This is a genomic window from Halobaculum sp. EA56, assembly GCF_051195075.1.
Lineage (GTDB): Archaea > Halobacteriota > Halobacteria > Halobacteriales > Haloferacaceae > Halobaculum.
In genome coordinates, this window is record NZ_JBNTJX010000076.1 from 1 (window position 1) to 1892 (window position 1892).

General features: G+C 63.1%; 3 protein-coding genes. 2 read left to right on the top strand and 1 reads right to left on the bottom strand.

The genetic code is table 11. The annotated features are described in order from the left end of the window. Both ACQUQ1_RS22100 and ACQUQ1_RS22105 read left to right on the top strand, forming a co-directional pair. A partial coding sequence (locus tag ACQUQ1_RS22100; protein WP_435066341.1) for a hypothetical protein occupies window positions 1–216 on the top strand: 216 nt, incomplete at its 5' end. Between the two features lie 241 nt (window positions 217–457). Beyond that, a complete protein-coding gene (locus ACQUQ1_RS22105; protein ID WP_435066342.1) occupies window positions 458–1735 on the top strand; it encodes an RNA-guided endonuclease InsQ/TnpB family protein in 1278 nt (425 codons plus the stop codon). 11 nt (window positions 1736–1746) lie between these two features. Here the strand turns inward: ACQUQ1_RS22105 and ACQUQ1_RS22110 are convergent. Continuing rightward, window positions 1747–1892, bottom strand: a 146-nt coding sequence (locus ACQUQ1_RS22110) for a DUF7098 family protein (protein ID WP_435066343.1), incomplete at its 5' end; no start/stop codon positions are given.

Consider the following 1892-nt stretch of genomic DNA (forward strand, 5'->3'; position numbering starts at 1 on the left):
GTCTGGGTCGGCCCGGCCGAGCGCGAGCGCTACGAGGGGCGGGGCCTGATCGACTTCGGGTCGATCCGGGGGATCGAGCGCGTCGAGGCCGCGTCGACGCAGACGGTGACGGTGTACCGGGTGACTGAGTCCGAACTGCCGTCGGCGTCGGAACTACGCGACGCCGACGGGGGAACCGGGAGCGGGAACGGGAACGAGAGCGGCGACGGGAGCTGAGCGGGGGCGGGACCGGGGCGGAGCGCCGGGCGGCCCAGCGTATTCGAGGCGGAGCCTCGGGCCTCAAGGAGCGAGCGAAGTCGTTCGAAAGACCGGAGGTCTTTCGTGATGACGAAAATCGGATGTTTTCGAACCACGAACGAGTAGGCCGGAGAGGAAGCCGACACCTCCGGCACATTCCACGAATTGTTGCCGCCTTTTCTCCTCAATATTAATAAACGATCAAGGGCGCATCTGACGTATGGAGGTGCGGCGCACTGTCCCGGTCAAACTCGATGTGGACAGCGACGACGCCGCACTCTTCCGCGAAACAGTCGATGAGTTTCTGTGGGCCGCCAACTACGTCGTTGACCACGCTTGGCAGGGCGAATACAAGACGACCAGCAAGGCACAGTTGCAGGAAGAAACCTACGACGACGTGCGTGACCAGACGCGGTTGCACGCCAACCTCGTCCAGAACGCTCGCAACAAGGCCGCCGACGCCGTTCAGGGCGTCGTCGCCAGGTGGAAACAGGGCGAGTACGCTGGCAAACCACACTTCTCGCAACCAACTGCCGTCTACGACAAGCGGTGTGCGACCTTCCACGACGAGTACGTGTCGCTGGCGACCGTTGACGGACGCATCGAAGTCGAGTACGTCCTGCCCGACGAGGACCGCGACACGCCACACAGTCGGTATCTTGACAACGACGACTACGAGGTGACGGGTGCGGAACTACACCACAAGGACGGCGAGTGGTTCCTTCATCTTCGCACAAAGGCGGAGGTGGAGTCCGACACGCCGGAACAGGCAACGACCGGGCACAGCACAGTCCTCGGCGTTGACCTCGGCGTGAACCAACTCGCTGCCACTTCGACAGGGACGTTCTGGAGCGGGAACGAGTTCGACCACTGGCGACGGGAATACGAACAACGACGTGCATCGCTCCAGCAGTGTGGGTCGCGTCACGCCCACGAGAATATACAGGCAGTCGGACGGAAAGAGACGGGACGGTTCAAACTGATGCTCCACCGGATTGCGAACGGCATCATCGAAGAAGCCGCCGAAAACGGTTGTACGGTCATCGCATTCGAGGAGTTGACCGGCATCCGCGACCGCCTCTCGGGAGCCTCGTGGGGGCACAAGTGGGCCTTCGAGCGGTTGTACGAGTACGTCGAATACAAGGCCGAACTCCACGGCATCGACGTGGAGCAAGTGGACCCGGAGAACACGTCACGCCGTTGCTCACACTGCGGGTACACCCACCCGGACAACCGCGACGGCGAGGCGTTCGCGTGTCTGAAATGCGGCTACGAGAACCACGCCGACTACAACGCGGCGAAAAACATCGGACTGCGGTATCTCCGCCGGAACCAGACTGGGGACGGCGGAGGCGCACCCGTAGGCGTGCGCTTGAATCGCGGGATGGTGAACGTGAACGGGGGATATGAGCCTCCTGCCGGGGATTCCGGCCAGAGCGGGAGTCCACGCGAAAGCCCCACCCGCAACGAAGCGAGGTCCTCAGACCGAGCGAAGTAGGGTGGGGTAGTTTACACGGTGAGGTCGCCGCCGGCCTTCACGACGTCGAGCGCCTCTGCCTCGATGGTGTCGACCTCCAACCAGTGGGGGACGTACTCCTTCTTCTCGAAGCGCTCCTGCTCGTCGTCGGTGCCGATGGTGCACCACAACTGCGGCT